General features: G+C 73.5%; 12 protein-coding genes. 8 read left to right on the top strand and 4 right to left on the bottom strand.

Translation table 11 applies throughout. The features are described from left to right. Positions 1–22: 22 nt before the first annotated feature. Both ACYF6T_RS24705 and rpmB read right to left on the bottom strand, forming a co-directional pair. Positions 23–3046 carry a BTAD domain-containing putative transcriptional regulator gene (locus ACYF6T_RS24705; protein WP_461699040.1) on the bottom strand — a complete coding sequence of 1008 codons (3024 nt, stop codon included), beginning with the start codon at positions 3044–3046 and terminating at the stop codon, positions 23–25. Positions 3047–3161: 115 nt separating this feature from the next. Further along, positions 3162–3347: a 50S ribosomal protein L28 gene (gene rpmB, locus ACYF6T_RS24700; RefSeq protein ID WP_003993230.1), complete on the bottom strand. Its 186-nt coding sequence runs from the start codon at positions 3345–3347 to the stop codon at positions 3162–3164. A 255-nt stretch (positions 3348–3602) separates the two neighbouring features. Here rpmB and ACYF6T_RS24695 point away from each other — a divergent pair, with 255 nt between their 5' ends. Beyond that, entirely contained in the window at positions 3603–5285 is a 1683-nt protein-coding gene (locus ACYF6T_RS24695) for a DAK2 domain-containing protein (RefSeq protein WP_461699039.1), read from the top strand. Between the two features lie 3 nt (positions 5286–5288). Here ACYF6T_RS24695 and ACYF6T_RS24690 read toward each other — a convergent pair whose 3' ends face one another. Together ACYF6T_RS24690 and ACYF6T_RS24685 are read right to left on the bottom strand one after the other, a co-directional pair. Next, on the bottom strand, positions 5289–8216 hold the full coding sequence (locus ACYF6T_RS24690) for a tetratricopeptide repeat protein (protein WP_461699038.1): 2928 nt from the start codon (positions 8214–8216) through the stop codon (positions 5289–5291). Further along, positions 8216–10066: an HSP90 family protein gene (locus ACYF6T_RS24685; protein ID WP_461699036.1), complete on the bottom strand. Its 1851-nt coding sequence runs from the start codon at positions 10064–10066 to the stop codon at positions 8216–8218. Before ACYF6T_RS24685 ends, ACYF6T_RS24690 begins: the two co-directional genes overlap by 1 nt. A 169-nt stretch (positions 10067–10235) precedes the next feature. Here ACYF6T_RS24685 and recG point away from each other — a divergent pair, with 169 nt between their 5' ends. The 7 genes from recG to rnc all read left to right on the top strand — a co-directional run bounded on the left by recG (position 10236) and on the right by rnc (position 16494). Then, the gene (gene recG / locus ACYF6T_RS24680; RefSeq protein ID WP_461699035.1) at positions 10236–12437 is read left to right on the top strand and encodes an ATP-dependent DNA helicase RecG; all 2202 of its coding nucleotides are present in this window, start codon (positions 10236–10238) and stop codon (positions 12435–12437) included. 41 nt (positions 12438–12478) lie between these two features. Continuing rightward, positions 12479–13078, top strand: coding sequence for a 16S rRNA (guanine(966)-N(2))-methyltransferase RsmD (gene rsmD / locus ACYF6T_RS24675; RefSeq protein ID WP_461699034.1), 600 nt, complete (start codon positions 12479–12481; stop codon positions 13076–13078). 26 nt (positions 13079–13104) lie between these two features. Next, entirely contained in the window at positions 13105–13584 is a 480-nt protein-coding gene (gene coaD, locus ACYF6T_RS24670) for a pantetheine-phosphate adenylyltransferase (RefSeq protein ID WP_461699114.1), read from the top strand. Between the two features lie 59 nt (positions 13585–13643). Then, positions 13644–14696 (top strand): ATP synthase F0 subunit B, encoded by a 1053-nt coding sequence (locus tag ACYF6T_RS24665; protein WP_461699033.1) that lies wholly within the window; start codon positions 13644–13646, stop codon positions 14694–14696. 133 nt (positions 14697–14829) lie between these two features. Then, the gene (locus ACYF6T_RS24660; RefSeq protein ID WP_461699032.1) at positions 14830–15474 is read left to right on the top strand and encodes a YceD family protein; all 645 of its coding nucleotides are present in this window, start codon (positions 14830–14832) and stop codon (positions 15472–15474) included. Between the two features lie 2 nt (positions 15475–15476). Then, complete coding sequence (gene rpmF / locus ACYF6T_RS24655; RefSeq protein ID WP_003951102.1) at positions 15477–15650, top strand: 50S ribosomal protein L32; 174 nt, start codon at positions 15477–15479, stop codon at positions 15648–15650. A 7-nt stretch (positions 15651–15657) separates the two neighbouring features. Continuing rightward, a complete protein-coding gene (gene rnc, locus ACYF6T_RS24650; RefSeq protein WP_461699016.1) occupies positions 15658–16494 on the top strand; it encodes a ribonuclease III in 837 nt (278 codons plus the stop codon). The last annotated feature ends 24 nt before the right edge of the window (positions 16495–16518 follow it).

Genomic DNA, 16518 nt, shown 5'->3' with positions numbered 1-16518 from the left:
GCCGGAGGCGCTGACCGTCCTCCTACCGTTCGCTGACCGCCGCTGACCGCAGCCTCCTGCCCTGCTCGAAGGCCGTGTCGTACGCCTGGGCGGACAGCTCCGCGCGCGCGTCCCGCTCGGTGCGTACGACGTCGGGGTCGCACGCGTTGCCGGCGCCCCGCAGGCCCGCCGCGGCCCCGAGCAGCACGGCGGCCCGCTCGGGGTCCCCGGCGACGGAGGCCAACGCCTCGGCCGCATCGGCCAGTTCCAGGTCGCCCGGCCCCTCCACGGCGAGGTCGGCGGCCTGCCGGAACCAGTCGCGGGCCTCCCGCGGGTGCCCCTCGGCGGCGGCCACCCGGCCGAGCCCGATGAGGCTGCGGACGGTCTCGCCGACGCTGAACCAGTTGGCGGCGCACTCCTGGAGGGCGCTTTCGTAGCGCACGCGCGCGCGTGCCGTCTCCCCGGCGAGCCGGGCCGTGTCGCCGAGCCCGCGCAGGGCGGCCGCCACCTTGTCGGGCAGCCCGGCGCCGCGCGCGAGGACCAGCGCCTCCTCGAAGTGGGCCGCGGCACCGGCCGTGTCGCCCCGGTGCAGCAGCACGAGGCCACGGCTGCGCAGCAGATCGGCGGTCTCCTCCGGCGCGGCCAGCTCCCGCACGCACGCCAGCCCCTCGTCGAGCAGTTCCAGGGCGCGCTCGGACTCACCACGCGCGTGCGCGAACATGCCGAGCGGGTCGAGGCAGTTGGCCAGTCCCCAGCGGTCACCGGTGGCCCGGTAGCCCTCCAGCGCCCGCGCGAAGCACGCCTCGGACTCCCGCGGCCGTCCCGTGAACTGCGCCCGGAAACCGAGGCCGACGTCGAGCAGGGCGCGCGCCCAGGGGGAGTCGCCGGCCAGGCTGAGGGCGTGCGCGTCGGCGGCGGGCCGGGGACCGGCCGCGACGGCCCACAGCACGAGGACGTACGGCAGCCGCAACGGCCCCTCGTAGGCGCTCAGTACGTCGTCCACGCGCGCGATGAGCTCCGGTTCCTCGCCGGCGCCGGAGAGCGCGTTGATCACGCACAGGACGTACTCCTCCTCCAGGCCGGGCGGCGGCGCCTCTCCCACGGCGGCCAGCAACTCCCGTGCGGTCGCCACCCGTTCGCCGTGCACCCCGCGCAGCCGCCAGAACCAGGAGAGGGGTCCCATGAGGCGCAGGGCGTCGGCGGGGGCGTGGCGCACCAGGTGGCGCAGGGCCGCGTCGAGGTTGGCGCGCTCGGCGGCCAGCCGGGCCAGCCAGGGCAGCTGCCCGCCACCGCGCAGGTGCGGTTCGGCGCGCCGGGCCAGCCGCAGGAAGTAGGCGGCGTGCGCGTCCCGGAGGTCCGGCGGGTCCTCGGCAGCGAACGCCCGGACCGTCTCCAGCATCCGGTAGCGGCCCCCGGACACCTCCAGGAACGACTTCTCCACCAGCGAGGCCAGCACGTCCTCCGGGTACGGCAGCCCGCACACCGCCTCGACGGCCTCCAGCGTCGCGCCCCCGCGGAACACCGTCAGCCGCCGGGCCAGCTCCCGCTCCTCCTCGTCCAGCAAGTCCCAGCTCCACTCCACGACCGCGCGCAGGGTGCGGTGCCGGGGCGCCTTGGAGCGGTCGCCGCGGGACAGCAGCCGGAACCGGTCGTCGAGGCGGTCCGCGAGCTCGTCCGGGGTCAGGGTGCGCAGCCGGGCCGCCGCCAGCTCGATGGCGAGGGGGAGTCCGTCGAGGGCGGCGCAGATGCCGGGCACGCGCGCGTGGCCGTCGAAATCGGGCCGTACGGCCCGGGCCCGGTCGAGGAAGAGCCGCACCGCCGGATCCCGCGGCAGCGGGGGCACGGGGACCAGGACCTCGCCGGTGATCCCCAGGGACTCGCGGCTCGTGGCGAGGACGCGGACACCGGGGCACGTCGACAGGATCAGCGACGTCAACCGGGCCGCGTCCGCGACGAGGTGCTCGCAGTTGTCGAGGACCAGCAACAGCTCACGGTCCTCCAGCGCGGCCAGCAGCCGGTCCGTGGCATCGGTGGCCGGCGCCCGGAACCCCTCGCGCACACCGAGCGCGGCCAGCACGGCGTACGGAATCTGCTTGCCGTCGGCCAGCGGCGCGAGCTCGACGAAGCAGAGGTCGGGGACGGGGGTGTTCGCGTGGTGCGCGCTGCGGGGGACCGGCCCGTTTTTCAGCGCGCCCGCCGCCTCGATCGCCAGGCGGGTCTTGCCCGCTCCGCCGGGGCCGGTGAGGGTGAGCAGGCGGGTGCCGGGGAGCAGAGCGGCGATGCGGGCCAGTTCCGGCTCGCGGCCGATGAAGCGGGTGAGCTGGGCCGGGAGGCGCCTGCGCTCGGGCTCGCGGCCCTGGAGCAGCTCCCGGTGCAGCGCCGCCAGTTCCGGCGAGGGGTCGGCGCCCAGCTCGTCGGCGAGCGTGCGCCGGGCCTCCTCGTACACCGTCAGCGCCTCGGCGGGCCGCCCGTCGGCGTGCAGGGCCCGCATGAGCTGTCCGTACAGCCGCTCGCGCAGCGGATGGGCGGCGAGCAGCGTCCGCAGCTCCGGTACGAGCCCGGGGCCGCCCCCGAGCGCCAGGTCCGCCTCGATCCGGTCCTGCAGGGCGCCGAGCCTGAGCTCCTCCAGCCGCGCGGCCTCGGCCTGCGCGTCCGGCAGGTCGGGCAGCGCCGGGCCACGCCACAGGGCGAGGGCGTCCGCGAGCCGCGCGGCGGCCTGCCGGGGATCGGCGCCGGCGGCCCGCCCCTGGGCGACCAGCTCCTCGAACCGGTGGGCGTCGACCGTCCCGGGCGCGGTGACGACGCGGTAGCCGGCCGCGGTCGCCTCGATCTCCGTGTGCGGGGCGAGCCGGCGCCGCAGGCGGGAGATCTGCGACTGGAGCGCGTTCGCGGCTCCCGCGGGCGGCCGAGCGCCGTAGAGGCCGTCGATGAGGCGCTCCACCGAGACCGTACGGCCCGCGTCGAGGAGCAGGAGCGTGAGCAGGGCGCGAGGGCGGGGCCCTCCGGGGTCGACGGGGGTGCCGTCGTCGGTGCGCACCTCCAGGGGGCCCAGGATGCCGAAACGCATGCGATCAGCTTCTCAGGCGGACGGGCTCGTCGGGTACGGCAAAAAGCCGGCCCACCTCTCGGTGGACCGGCTCAGTGCAGCGAACCAGCAGTGGCCGCGCGCTCAGCTGTGGGCGTCAGCGCGAGACCTTGCCGGCCTTGATGCACGAGGTGCAAGCGTTCACGCGCTTCGGCGTCCCGCCGACCACGGTACGCACACGCTGGATGTTCGGGTTCCAGCGGCGGGACGTACGGCGGTGCGAGTGCGAGATGTTGTTGCCGAAGCCCGGCCCCTTGCCGCAGACGTCGCAGTTGGCAGCCACGGGTCACTCCAAAGACTTCAGATGCACTTACGGTTGATCCCGGCATGCCGGGATCAAGATCGCAGGATCAGAGATCTGAGTGGCGCTGCCAGGGGAATGGCCCGATCTGGATCGGGCAACCGGAGCAGCATACAACGACTGCGCCAGTACAACGAAACTACCATGGCTGCTCAGCGGCCCGGCCCCGGCCCTCTACCGCCGGGCACCGGCCCTGGGTCTACGCTGCGTCCAGTCCAGCAGCTCAGGGAGGCGCAGGTGGCGCAGGTGCCGCAGACGTTCTTCGATGCTCTCGCGGTACGCACCTGGTGCGGTCTCGCGCTGGAGGCGCTCGGCCGCGCGCGCGAGGAGATCGACGCGATCAACGTCTACCCCGTGGCCGACGGGGACACCGGCACCAACCTCTACCTGACCATGGAGTCCGCCGCCGCCGCGGTGCAGGCCGTCTTCGCCGCGCACGAGGTGGACGCCCGGGCGCCCGGGAAGCCGGCGCTGGCCGACGCCGTGCGCGCGATGGCGCACGGCGCCCTCATAGGCGCCCAGGGCAACTCCGGGACGATCCTCGCCCAGCTGCTGCGCGGCATGACGCAGGTCCTCGCCGCCGACGGTGAGACGCCTCACACCGACGGCTCCGGTCTCCGCCTCGCCCTGCGGCACGCGGCCGACGCCGCCCGCCAGGCCGTCGAACACCCGGTCGAGGGCACGGTCCTGTCGGTCGCCTCGGCCGCGGCGGACGCGGCCGACGCGGCGGGCGGCACCGAGGGGGACTGCGGGACCGTCGCGCGGGCCGCCTACGAGGGGGCGCGGGACGCCCTCGCCGCGACGCCCGGGCAACTGGCTGTGCTGGAGCGCGCGGGGGTGGTCGACGCCGGGGGGCGGGGGCTGCTGGCGGTGCTGGGGGCGCTGGTGGAGACGTTCACGGGGGAGGCGCCCCGGGCCGTGCCGGTGGTGGCGGCCGGGGCGGGGCACGCGCGCGTGGCGGAGGTGGGGCAGTGCGCGGAGGTCGTGGACGAGGACGGCCCCGCCTTCGAGGTGATCTACCTCCTGGAGGCCGAGGACGCGGCCGTGGCGCGGCTGCGGGAGCGGCTCGACGGCCTCGGGGACTCGCTGGTCGTGGTCGGCGGCGACGGGCTGTGGAACGTGCACGTGCACGTGGACGACGCGGGCGCCGCCGTGGAAGCGGGCGTCGAGGCCGGACGGCCGTACCGGATCCGGATCACCCACTTCGCCGCCGGTGACGTCCACACGACCCATGGCGAACGGCCGCCCCGGGAACGCGCCCAGCGTGCCGTGGTCGCCGTCGTGCCCGGCGAGGGCCTGGCCGGGCTGTACGCCGAGGCCGGCGCGACGACCGTGCTCGCCCGCCCCGGGGAACCGCCGGCCAGCGGTGAGCTCGTCGACGCCGTACGGCGGGCCCACGCGCGCGAGGTCGTGCTGCTGCCCAACGACGCCGAGCTGCGCCACACGGCGGCCGCGGCGGCCGAGCAGGCCCGCGCCGAGGGCGTGCGCGTGGCCCTGATCCCGACGCGCTCCGCGGTCCAGGGCATCGCCGCCCTCGCCGTGCACGAGCCCGGACGGCGCTTCGACGAGGACGTCGTGTCGATGACGTCGGCGGCCGGCGCGACCCGGTACGCCGAGGTCTGCGTCGCCGAACGCCAGTCCTGGACGATGGCCGGCATCTGCCAGGCCGGCGACGTCCTCGGCCTCATCGAGGGCGACGTGGCCGTGATCGGAACCGACGTCACCTCCACCGCCGGGACCGTCCTGGACCGCATGCTCCAGGCCGGCGGCGAACTGGTCACCCTCGTCCTCGGCGCCGACGCGCCCGACGGGATCGCCGACCAGCTCGAAGCCCGCGTGCGTGAGGCGTACCTCGCCGTCGACACGGTGGTCTACCGGGGCGGACGCCAGGGGGCCCTGCTGCTGATCGGCGTCGAGTAGCGCTCAGCCCGCGTCCTGTTCCCGCACCACCTGAAGCATCTGCCGGGCCTCCGCCCGGCGCTCCCGTGCCGTCTCGTCGTCCTCGGCGCCCGCGTCGTAGGCGGCCAGCACCGCACGCGCGCGTGCCGCCGCCCGCACGGGCCGGCCGAGGTCGGCCTCCAGCCAGCCGGCGGCCAGTTCGGCGCCGGTGCGGCTGTGCAGGGCGTCGGCGCCGAGGGACGCGAACACCGCGACCGCCTCGGCTACCTCGGACAGGGCCGCCTCAAGGGTGGCCCGGATGGCGTCGTCGTCGGCGTCCTCGCCGGCGGAACGGGCCAGCAGGTCGCCGAACTGGCGGTGCGTGTGGCCGAGTTCCGCCACCAGCCGCTCGCGCGCCTCCGCGTCGGCCACGCCGTCGTCCGGTACCGCCTCGCACTCGCGGACGGCAGCCGCCATCAGCTCCCGGGCCGCGTCCGCCCCGTCCTCCCCGCGCAGCGCCAGCCACGCGCGGGCGCGCAGGGACCGTACGAGACCGTGGATGTTGCCCAGCGAGCGCCACAGGTCGCCCGCGCGCGCGTACGCCTTGTCCGCCTCCGCGAGCAGCCCCGCCGCCCCCAGGGACTCGGCGGCCAGGTGCGCCAGCGTCGCGTGGTCGTGCTGCTCGGGCCAGTGCCGGGCGATCTCGGCCGCCTGCAGCCGCCGTTCGGCGGCCTCCCGGTGCTCGCCGAGCTCGGCCAGGCAGTCGCCGAGCCACCACAGGGTCTGCACGACCGCGCCGTCGCCGTGCGTCTCGGCGTCCACGTCGGGCAGCGCGGACTCCAGCACCTCCGCGGCCTCGGCGAACCGGCCCTGGCGCAGCAGGAGCCCGCCGAGCTGGTGCCGGGCCCAGGCGCCCAGCGTCGGCCCCTCCCCGGCCTCGTCGGCCCAGTGCGCCGCCTGCAGGGCGTGTTCGGCGGCCTCCTCGGACGCCCCCCGGCCGCCGAGCACCTCGGCCAGCTGGAGGTGCAGCTGGGCCCGCCCGACGGCCTCCAGGTGCGGCCCGCCGTGCTCCAGGGCCGCCCGCAGCGCCCGCTCGGCCTCGGCGACGTCGCCCAGGTGGTGCGCGAGACCGGCCAGCCGCGCCTCGTACTCCACCGCGAACCACGGCAGCCCCGCCGCCACGAACCCCTCCGAGGCCCGCCGCAGCAGCTCCACGGCCCGCTCCGCCTCGCCCCGGTGCACCGCCAGCTCGGCCAGCATCGCCTCCGCCTCGGCGGCCCGTGAGGCGAGCCGCACGTCGTCGCCGGTGTGCCCGCCGACCAGGGCGAGCAGCTCGCGGACGGCGCTTTCGGCCTCGCCCAGAATCCCCTCGTCGGCGCCGTCCTGCGCCTCCTGCACCCGCCGCATCAGCACCCGCGCCCGCCCCACCAGCACCGACGCCGTCTGCCGCACCCCCGTCGCTTCGTCGGCGTACAGGGCGAGGACGCGGTCGTACGGCTCGGCGACGGCGGCCAGAGCCTCGTCGATCCGGCCGGCCAGCGCGCGGACGTAGGCGGCACGCGTGCGTGCCGCCAGCGCCTCTCCCGGGTCGCCCGCCTGCGCGTACAGTTCGGCGGCCCGTTCGAACAGCCCGGCGCCCTCGGGGCCCCGGCCCATCGCCTCGTGGTCGACGATCTCCGCGCGGTCGCGGGGGCCCAGCTCGACGCCCTCGGCGGCGCGTGCCACCGCCGCCCACGCCTCTACGGCGTGCGGTTGCAGCGTCCGCGACAGCCGCCGCGCCTCGGCCAGCAGCGCCGGCAGGTCCGGCTCGGACGCGTCGGCGCCCTCGACGACCGGCGCCTGCGGCACCGGGACCGGCCGGGCGGCACGCAGGCCGAGCGGCAGCCGCTCCACCAGCGGGCGCTGCTCCATACGCGCGCGTGCCCGCTCACTGACGTACGGCGTGCCGTTGCGCTCGTCGAACCGCGCGGCCAGGGCGAGCGCCTCCGCGCGCGCGTGCGCGCCGAGTTCGCGGGCCGTCCAGCTCCGCCCGGCCGGACCGGGCACCTGCCGGTCGCCGAGCCCGCGCTCGACCAGGCGCTCCATGAGCAGCGCCACCACCGTCAGGAAGTCCAGCCTGCTGCGCGGATGCCCGGTGTCCGTGAAGTACGCCGGCCGCTCCGCGAGCAGTTCCAGACCGCGCGCCTCGTTGCCCGTCAGCGCGCAGAACTCCACGTGGTCGGCGTACGCGCCCCGCATGCTCTCCATGGGCCGCACCAGCCTGAAGCCCCGCAGATGGTTGGCGCGCGCCTCCTCCGCGCGGCCCAGCCGCAGCAGGGGCGCCAGGGACGACGCCAGCACCGTGTGCGGCTCGTGCGCGCACGTGAACTCGCCCTCCAGCACCGGCCGCCACAGCAGCAGCGCCTCCGCGTCCCGGCCCCGCTCCGCCTGCCACCACCCCTGCCCGTGCAGCTCACAGGCGTGGCAGTCGGCCATGCCGTCCCGGTCCGCGGCCAGCCAGGCGGCGTACGCCCGCTCCGCGCGCGGGATGTCACCGACGTGCGCGGCGACACTGAACTCCGCGCTGCGCACCGCGCGTTCGGAGTGCCCGGCGAGCCGGTAGCGGTGCTCCATCTCGCCGAGCCACTTCTCGATCGAGGCCAGCGGCACGTGCGGCTGGTCGAGCATGCCGGCCGACATCCACTTGAAGACCCAGTGCAGCGAGTGCGTCTCGTACTCGTCGAAGTCCTCGGGCCGTTCGTCCCACATGCGCAGCAGCCGCGCGAAGGGGACGAACATCTTGTCCTTCTCGGAGCTGTAGTTGTAGACCTTCAGCTGGTGCCCGAGCGCCTCGATCACCGCCAGCGGGATGTTCAGCCGCTCGGCCTCGGCCAGCAGCTGCTCCGCGCGCGCGTTGCGGGCCGGTCCCTCCGGCTGCTCGGAGTTCTCCGCCATCGCCCGGCGCAGGGAGTCGAAGTCCGTGATCCCACTCATCAGTGACCGCCCCCCGCGGTGTCGGATTCGCCATGGGTCGCCCATTCCAGCAGGCCGATGAACGCCCGGTTCAGCAGCGCCGTGTCGGCCGGCCGCAGCGGCCGCTGCGCCATCAGCAGGGCCTGCCCGTACAGAGACTCGGTCGCGGTGCCGATCAGTTCCGCGTCGCCCAGCGAACTGATCCTGCGCACCAGCGGGTTGAGGTGGTTGAGCACCAGACGCGCGCGGGGCGCGCTGCCGCGCAGCGAGCCGAGGATCCCCGCCCACAGGTCGTCGGCCTGCTCCTCGGCCTGTGCGCGGGCCTGCTCGTGGCGGGCGGCCCGGTCGTCCAGGTGCAGCGCGGGCACCGACAGCGGATGGAAGGCCCGCAGGACGACATCGCAGCCCAGGGGGTCGAGCTTCGCCCGGGCGGCCGCCAGGAACGCCGACAGCGCCAGCTCCTCCGCCGGGTCCACGGAGTCCAGGTGCGCGGTCACCGTGTCCGCGTCCAGCTCGGCGACCACCGTGCCCGGCCGCACCGACGGCAGCGCCTCGACCAGCTCGCTGTCGTACGTGTAACCGCCGTTGACCACCCCGACGCCCTGCGCGGACGCGATCGGCGCGACCTGCCGGTACTCCTCCACGGTCCGCGTGAAGTGCACCACCGGGTGCCGCTGCGCGAACTCCTCCAGGGACAGCCGCCCGTCGGTCGTCTCGAACGGCAGCCACGCCAGCATCGTGCGCAGCATCTCCCGGTCGTGCCGCGCCAGCGACTTCACCCCCAGGTGGTGCACCGACAAGAAGGCCGCCAGCCGCTCGGGATCACCGGCCGCGAGCCCGGTCAGCCAGGACCGAATCCTTTCGCCGAGCGCCTCCCGCACGGCCGCCAGCGTCTCGTCCTCGTACAGCGACTCGCGCGAGGCGGTGGGCCGCAGACTGTCGGTGTCGAGCACGCACCGCACGAAGAACGCCCAGTCCGGCAGCAGCTGTTCGGCCCGCTCCGTCAGCAGCATGCCCTTGAGGTGCACCCGGTGGGTCGCCCGCTGCGCCGGGCTCACGGCCGACGGCAGCACGTACGCCACCCCGCGGATCCCGGCGAGCGGCACGTCCAGCTCGATCGAGTCCAGCGGCGTGAACCCGAACAGCTCGTGGCAGTGCCGGGCCAGCGCCACCCGCCGGTTGGCGGGAGAGGGGTACGGACGGTCCCAGGGCGCCGGCAGGTCGGTGACCGCCTCGTCGCCGACCCGGACGTCGTAGGGCAACAGCGACCCGAAGTCCCGCGCCAGCGTCAGCACCCGCTCCGGCGTGAGCCACTCCCCGGCCCCCGCCCGCGCCTCCAGATGGACGCTGGTGCCCGGTTCGGGCTTCGCCTCCCGCGGCAGCGTGCGCACGCTGTACGACCCGTCGTCGCGCGCCGTCCACTCCACGGGCGGCGCGTCCGGCGTACGGGCGCTGCGGCTGACCACCCGGATCCGCTCGGCCACCACGAAGCAGGCCAGCAGCCCGATGCCGAACTGCCCGAGGAAGTCCGAGCGGACCTCCTGGATCCCGTCGGACCGCTTGGAACTGCGGCCGATGGTGGCCAGCAGGGTGTGCACGTCCGCCTCGGTGAGCCCCACCCCCGTGTCCTCGACACGCAGGGACCCGCCCTCCGCGTACAGCCGCACCCGCGCCGGGGCGTCGGGCTGTTCCGCCCGCCGGGCGGTGATGGCGTCCACGGCGTTCTGCAGCAGCTCGCGCAGGTAGACCTTGGGGCTGGAGTACAGATGGTGGGACAGCAGGTCCACCAGGCCACGCAGATCGACCTGGAAGGTGTGGGACGGCTGGGGTGACTGGGACGGCTGGGATGACTGTGAGGTCTGGGAGTCCATCGTCGCAGCGCCGGTGGGGGGACTTCGCGACGGCGCGGGGTCGGGCGGTCCCAGGTGGGGCGGTGACCGCGGGGAGGCAGGGCCGGGCGCGCCATCCTAGAGCCCGAACGAGCCGTCTGACCAGGGGTTTCCCGATACGTATACGGCAATGTCAGTGGTGTGGTGTGCAATGGATCTCGTGCCCGCACTGGAAGAACCACTGAAAAAGGTGCTCGGCCCAGCCACCGCGAAGGTGATGGCCGAGCATCTCGGCCTGCACACCGTCGGCGACCTCCTGCACCACTACCCCCGCAGATACGAGGAGCGCGGCCAGCTCACCCACCTCGCCGACCTCCCGATGGACGAGCACGTCACGGTGGTCGCGATGGTCGCCGACGCCCGTCTGCACACCTTCGCCTCCGCCAAGGCGCCCCGGGGCAAGGGGCAGCGACTGGAGGTCACCATCACGGACGGCAGCGGCCGCCTCCAACTGGTCTTCTTCGGCAACGGCGTGCACAAACCCCACAAGGAACTCCTGCCGGGCACCCGCGCGCTGTTCGCGGGCAAGGTCTCCGTCTTCAACCGCCGCCTCCAACTCGCCCACCCCGCCTACGAGTTGCTACGCGGTGACGCGGAGGAAACAGTCGAGACGTGGGCCGGCGCGCTGATCCCGATCTACCCCGCCACCGCCAAACTGGAGTCCTGGAAGATCGGCAAGGCGATCCAGACGGTCCTGCCCAGCGCCCAGGAAGCCCTCGACCCGCTGCCGGACTCGCTGCGCGAGGGCCGCGGCCTGGTCCCCCTTCCCGAGGCCCTCCTCAAGATCCACCGCCCGCACACCAAGGCCGACATCGAGGACGCCCGCTCCCGCCTGAAGTGGGACGAGGCCTTCGTCCTCCAGGTGGCCCTCGCCCGCCGCCGCCACGCCGACTCCCAGCTCCCCGCCGTCCCCAGGCGGCCCGCCCCCGACGGCCTCCTCACCGCCTTCGACGCCCGCCTGCCCTTCACCCTCACCGAGGGCCAGCAGAAGGTCTCCAAGGAGATCTTCGACGACCTGGCCACCGACCACCCGATGCACCGCCTGCTCCAGGGAGAGGTCGGCTCCGGCAAGACATTGGTGGCCCTGCGCGCCATGCTCGCCACCGTCGACGCCGGCGGGCAGGCCGCCATGCTCGCTCCCACCGAGGTCCTCGCCCAGCAGCACCACCGGTCCGTCGTCGAGATGATGGGCGAGCTGGCCGAGGGCGGCATGCTCGGCGGCGCCGAGCACGCCACCAAGGTGGTGCTGCTCACCGGCTCCATGGGCACGGCCGCCCGCCGCCAGGCGATGCTGGACCTGGCCACCGGCGAGGCCGGCATCGTCATCGGCACGCACGCGCTGATCGAGGACAAGGTCCAGTTCCACGACCTGGGCCTGGTCGTCGTCGACGAACAGCACCGCTTCGGCGTGGAACAGCGCGACGCCCTGCGCGGCAAGGGCAAACAGCCCCCGCACCTGCTGGTCATGACCGCCACCCCCATCCCGCGCACGGTCGCCATGACGGTCTTCGGCGACCTGGAGACCTCGGTCCTCGACCAGCTCCCCGCCGGCCGCTCGCCCATCGCCTCGCACGTCGTCCCGGCCGCCGACAAACCCCACTTCCTGTCCCGCGCCTGGGAGCGCGTGCGCGAGGAGGTGGAGAACGGCCATCAGGCGTACGTCGTCTGCCCGCGCATCGGCGACGAGGAGGACGACCCCAAGAAGACCCGCAAGTCGGCCGAGGACGAGGCGGAGAAACGTCCGCCGCTCGCGGTCCTCGACGTGGCGGACCAGCTCACCAAGGGCCCCCTCCAGGGGCTGCGGGTGGAGGTGCTGCACGGCCGCATGCACCCCGACGACAAGGACGCGGTCATGCGCCGCTTCGCCGCCGGCGAGACCCACGTCCTGGTCGCCACCACGGTCATCGAGGTCGGCGTCAACGTCCCCAACGCCACCGCCATGGTGATCATGGACGCCGACCGCTTCGGCGTCTCCCAGCTCCACCAGCTGCGCGGCCGCGTCGGCCGGGGCTCCGCACCGGGCCTCTGCCTCCTGGTCACCGAGATGCCCGAGGCGAGCGCCGCCCGCCAGCGCCTCAACGCGGTGGCGTCGACCCTGGACGGCTTCGAACTCTCCCGCATCGATCTGGAACAGCGCCGCGAGGGAGACGTCCTGGGCCAGGCCCAGTCGGGCGCCCGCACCTCCCTGCGCATGCTCGCCGTGATCGACGACGAGGAGATCATCGCGGAGGCGAGGCAGGAGGCGGCGGCCGTGGTGGCGGCGGACCCGGAGCTGACCGGCCTGCCCGGCCTGCGCACGGCCCTGGACGCCCTTCTGGACGAGGAAAGGGAGCAGTACCTGGAAAAGGGCTGAGTGACAATGAACGCAAAGCCGCTCACACCCGAGGAACACAGATGACCCGCGTGATCGCCGGCGCAGCCGGCGGCCGTCGACTGGCCGTCCCACCCGGCAACGGAACCCGCCCCACCTCCGACCGCGCACGCGAGGGCCTCTTCTCCACCTGGCAGTCCCTCCTGGGCGGCCCCCTCGACGGCGAACGCGTCCTCGACCTCTACGCCGGCTCCGGCGCCGTCGGCCTCGAAGCCCTCTCCCGCGGCGCGGGCCACACCCTCCTCGTCGAGGCCGACGCCAGAGCCGCCCGCACCCTCCGCGAGAACGTCAGAAACCTGGGCCTGCCCGGCGCCGAGGTCCGCGCGGGCAAGGCCGAGCAGATCATCCAGTCGGCGCCGGAGGCCCCGTACGACCTGGTCTTCCTGGACCCGCCGTACCGTGTGACGGACCACGATCTTCGCGAGATTCTGCTCACACTCCGCACCGAACACTGGCTCGCGCCGGAGGCCCTCGTCACCGTGGAGCGCAGCACCAGAGGCGGTGAATTCGCCTGGCCGCCCGGCTTCGACGCGGTCAAGGCCCGTCGCTACGGCGAGGGAACGTTTTGGTACGGTCGCGCCGCCACGGGCGATAACGCCTCTACGTGCGAAGACGCACGATGACCGGACCGGAGAGCGAGGGATCACTAGTGCGCCGCGCCGTCTGTCCCGGGTCGTTCGACCCGATCACCAACGGACACCTCGACATCATCTCCCGCGCCTCCCGCCTCTACGACGAGGTCTACGTCGCGGTGATGATCAACAAGTCCAAGAAGGGCCTGTTCGACATCGACGAGCGGATCGACCTGATCCGCCAGGTCACCGCCGAGTACGGCAACGTGATCGTCGAGGCCTTCCACGGCCTGCTCGTCGACTACTGCAAGCAGCGCGACATCCCCGCCATCGTCAAGGGCCTGCGCGCGGTCAGCGACTTCGACTACGAGCTGCAGATGGCCCAGATGAACAACGGCCTCTCCGGTGTCGAGACGCTGTTCGTGCCGACCAACCCCACCTACAGCTTCCTGTCCTCCTCCCTCGTCAAGGAGGTCGCGACCTGGGGCGGAGACGTCTCCCACCTGGTCCCGCCGGTGGTGCTCGAAGCCCTGAACAAGCGCCTCCGCCACGACTGATTGGGACTACAGTCGTCCCGTCCGTCTCCAACACATCGGTAGAGAGTGGCGAGCACACGGTGGACGTGCAGAAGAAGCTCGACGAGATCGTGGCGGCGGTCTCCGGCGCCCGGTCGATGCCCATGTCGGCCTCGTGCGTGGTCAACCGCGCCGAACTGCTCGCGATGCTGGAAGAGGTGCGCGCGGCGCTGCCCGACTCCCTCGCCCAGGCCCAGGAGCTGATCGGCGGCCGGGAGGAGATGGTCGAGCAGGCCCGCCAGGAGGCCGAGCGGATCATCCAGGGCGCGCACGCCGAGCGCGGCTCGCTGATCTCCGACACCGAGATCGCCCGCCGCTCCCAGGCCGAGGCCGACCGGATCCTCGCCGAGGCCCGCCAGGAGGCCGAGGAGATCCGCGCCGAGGCCGACGACTACGTCGACTCCAAGCTCGCCAACTTCGAGGTCGTCCTCACCAAGACCCTCGGCTCGGTCGGCCGCGGCCGCGAGAAGCTGCTCGGCACCGGTCCCGGCCTCGACGAGCAGGGCTACGAGGACGAGGACGCCCCCGAGCGCAGCCACGACCCCGAGACCCTGCGCAAGGACGCCGACGCCTACGTGGACGCCAAGCTGGGCGCCTTCGAGGCGGTCCTGGCCAAGACGCTGGAGGCGGTCGGCAAGGGCCGCGCCAAGCTGCACGGCCGGATCGCCACCGACGACCTCGGCGCCCTCGCCGCCGACACCTCGTCCTTCCAGCACTCCAGCGACGCCGACTACCTCGCCGACCTCGCCGCCCTCACGGAGCAGGAGCAGGGCACGGGCACCCCGGCGGAGCAGCCGCAGCAGCCCCAGTACGACCAGCAGCCGGCGTACGGCTACCAGCAGCAGCCCGACCCGTACGCGGGGCAGTACCAGCAGCAGGGCTACGGCGGCCAGGACGCGTACGGCTACCAGCAGGCCGACCCCTACGCCTACCAGGGCTACGACGCCCAGCAGCAGCCGTACGACTCCCACCAGGTCCCGCAGCAGCCCCAGCAGCCCCAGCAGTCGTACGCCCTCGACGAGACCAGCCTCTTCGACACCGGCATGATCACGCCGGAGCAGCTGCGGGCGTACGAGCAGGGCCGGGGCCAGTAAGGAACCGCCGGATTGGGCCGAGAGCGAAAGGTCCAGTATCCTGGCTCTTCGGTCGCGTGTACGTCCGCGATCTACGCTGCCCGGGAACACCGCAGGGCGGCGTCCCTCTGAGTTCAGAAGACCGAAAGCAGGAATGACCCCCAACGCTCGCCTCGACCACCGCAACCCCCTCGTGTTCGACACGCACGAGCTGGGCCGGCGTCCCGGTGCGCTGCAGCGGCTGTCCCGCACGGTCGACGCTCCCAAGGACTTCGGTGTCCAGGGAGTCATCGGAGTGCCGGAAGGCGCCCCGGTGGAACTCGAACTCCGACTCGAGTCGGTCATGGAAGGGGTGCTTGTCACAGGCACCGCCCGTGCACAGGCCGAGGGGGAGTGCGTAAGGTGTCTGGAGCCGCTTCAGCTCGACGTCGAAGCGGACTTCCAGGAGATGTTCTCGTACCCTGACGCCGACGACCGGGGCCGCCCCAAGGCGGAGCCGGCCGACGACGCCGAGGAAGACGAGGACAGGCTCTTCATCGAGGACGGCCTGTTCGACCTCGAACCCGTGCTGCGCGATGCGGTGGTGCTCGCACTGCCGATGCAGCCGGTGTGCCAGGAAGACTGCCCGGGTCTGTGCTCCGAGTGCGGAGCGCGGCTGGCGGACGACCCGGACCACCACCATGACGCCGTCGACATCCGTTGGGCGGCACTGCAGGGACTCGCCGAGACCATGACGGACGGCGAGAAGGACGAGATGAGCGGCGCCGAACCGGGCGTCGACGAGAAGCAGGAGAAGTAGCCGTGGCTGTTCCGAAGCGGAAGATGTCGCGCAGCAACACGCGCCACCGCCGGTCGCAGTGGAAGGCTGCGGTCCCCACCCTGGTTGCGTGCGAGCGCTGCCACGAGCCCAAGCAGCAGCACATCGCGTGCCCGTCTTGCGGCACCTACAACAAGCGCCAGGTCCTCGAGGTCTGAGCGGCTGGTGAGAGGCACCGTGTCCACTGCCAAGAAGGCGGATGACGCCAAGGCGGACCCGTCCGCCAAGAAGAAAGCGGACAACACGGCCTCGTCCCACACGCTCCTGGAAGGGCGGCTCGGGTACAAGCTCGAGTCCGCCCTTCTGGTGCGTGCGCTGACCCACCGTTCGTACGCGTACGAGAACGGCGGTCTGCCGACCAACGAGCGGCTGGAGTTCCTCGGGGACTCCGTGCTCGGCCTGGTCGTCACGGACACGCTGTACAACACCCACCCCGACCTGCCCGAGGGCCAACTGGCCAAGCTGCGGGCCGCGGTGGTCAACTCGCGTGCGCTGGCGGAGGTCGGCCGCGGGCTCGACCTGGGCTCCTTCATCCGGCTCGGCCGGGGCGAAGAGGGCACGGGCGGCCGGGACAAGGCGTCCATCCTCGCCGACACCCTCGAAGCGGTGATCGGCGCGGTCTATCTCGACCAGGGCCTCGACGCGGCCTCCGAACTGGTGCACCGCCTGTTCGACCCGCTGATCGAGAAGTCCTCGAACCTCGGAGCCGGCCTGGACTGGAAGACGTCCCTCCAGGAGCTCACCGCGACCGAGGGGCTCGGCGTGCCCGAGTACCTGGTCTCGGAGACCGGCCCCGACCACGAGAAGACCTTCACTGCTGCCGCCCGCGTCGGAGGCGTCTCGTACGGCACCGGCACCGGCCGCAGCAAGAAGGAGGCGGAGCAGCAGGCCGCCGAGTCCGCCTGGCGGTCCATCCGGGCCGCGGCGGACGAGCGCGCCCAGCAGACGGCGGCCGAGAAGGCCGCCCAGGACGGCGAAGGCCCGCACTCCGTCTCAGCCTGACGTACAGCGCGTCCTGAGCGCCCG

It is taken from the genome of Streptomyces sp. 7R007, assembly GCF_054850255.1.
This window is presented reverse-complemented; position numbering and strand designations above follow the sequence as displayed.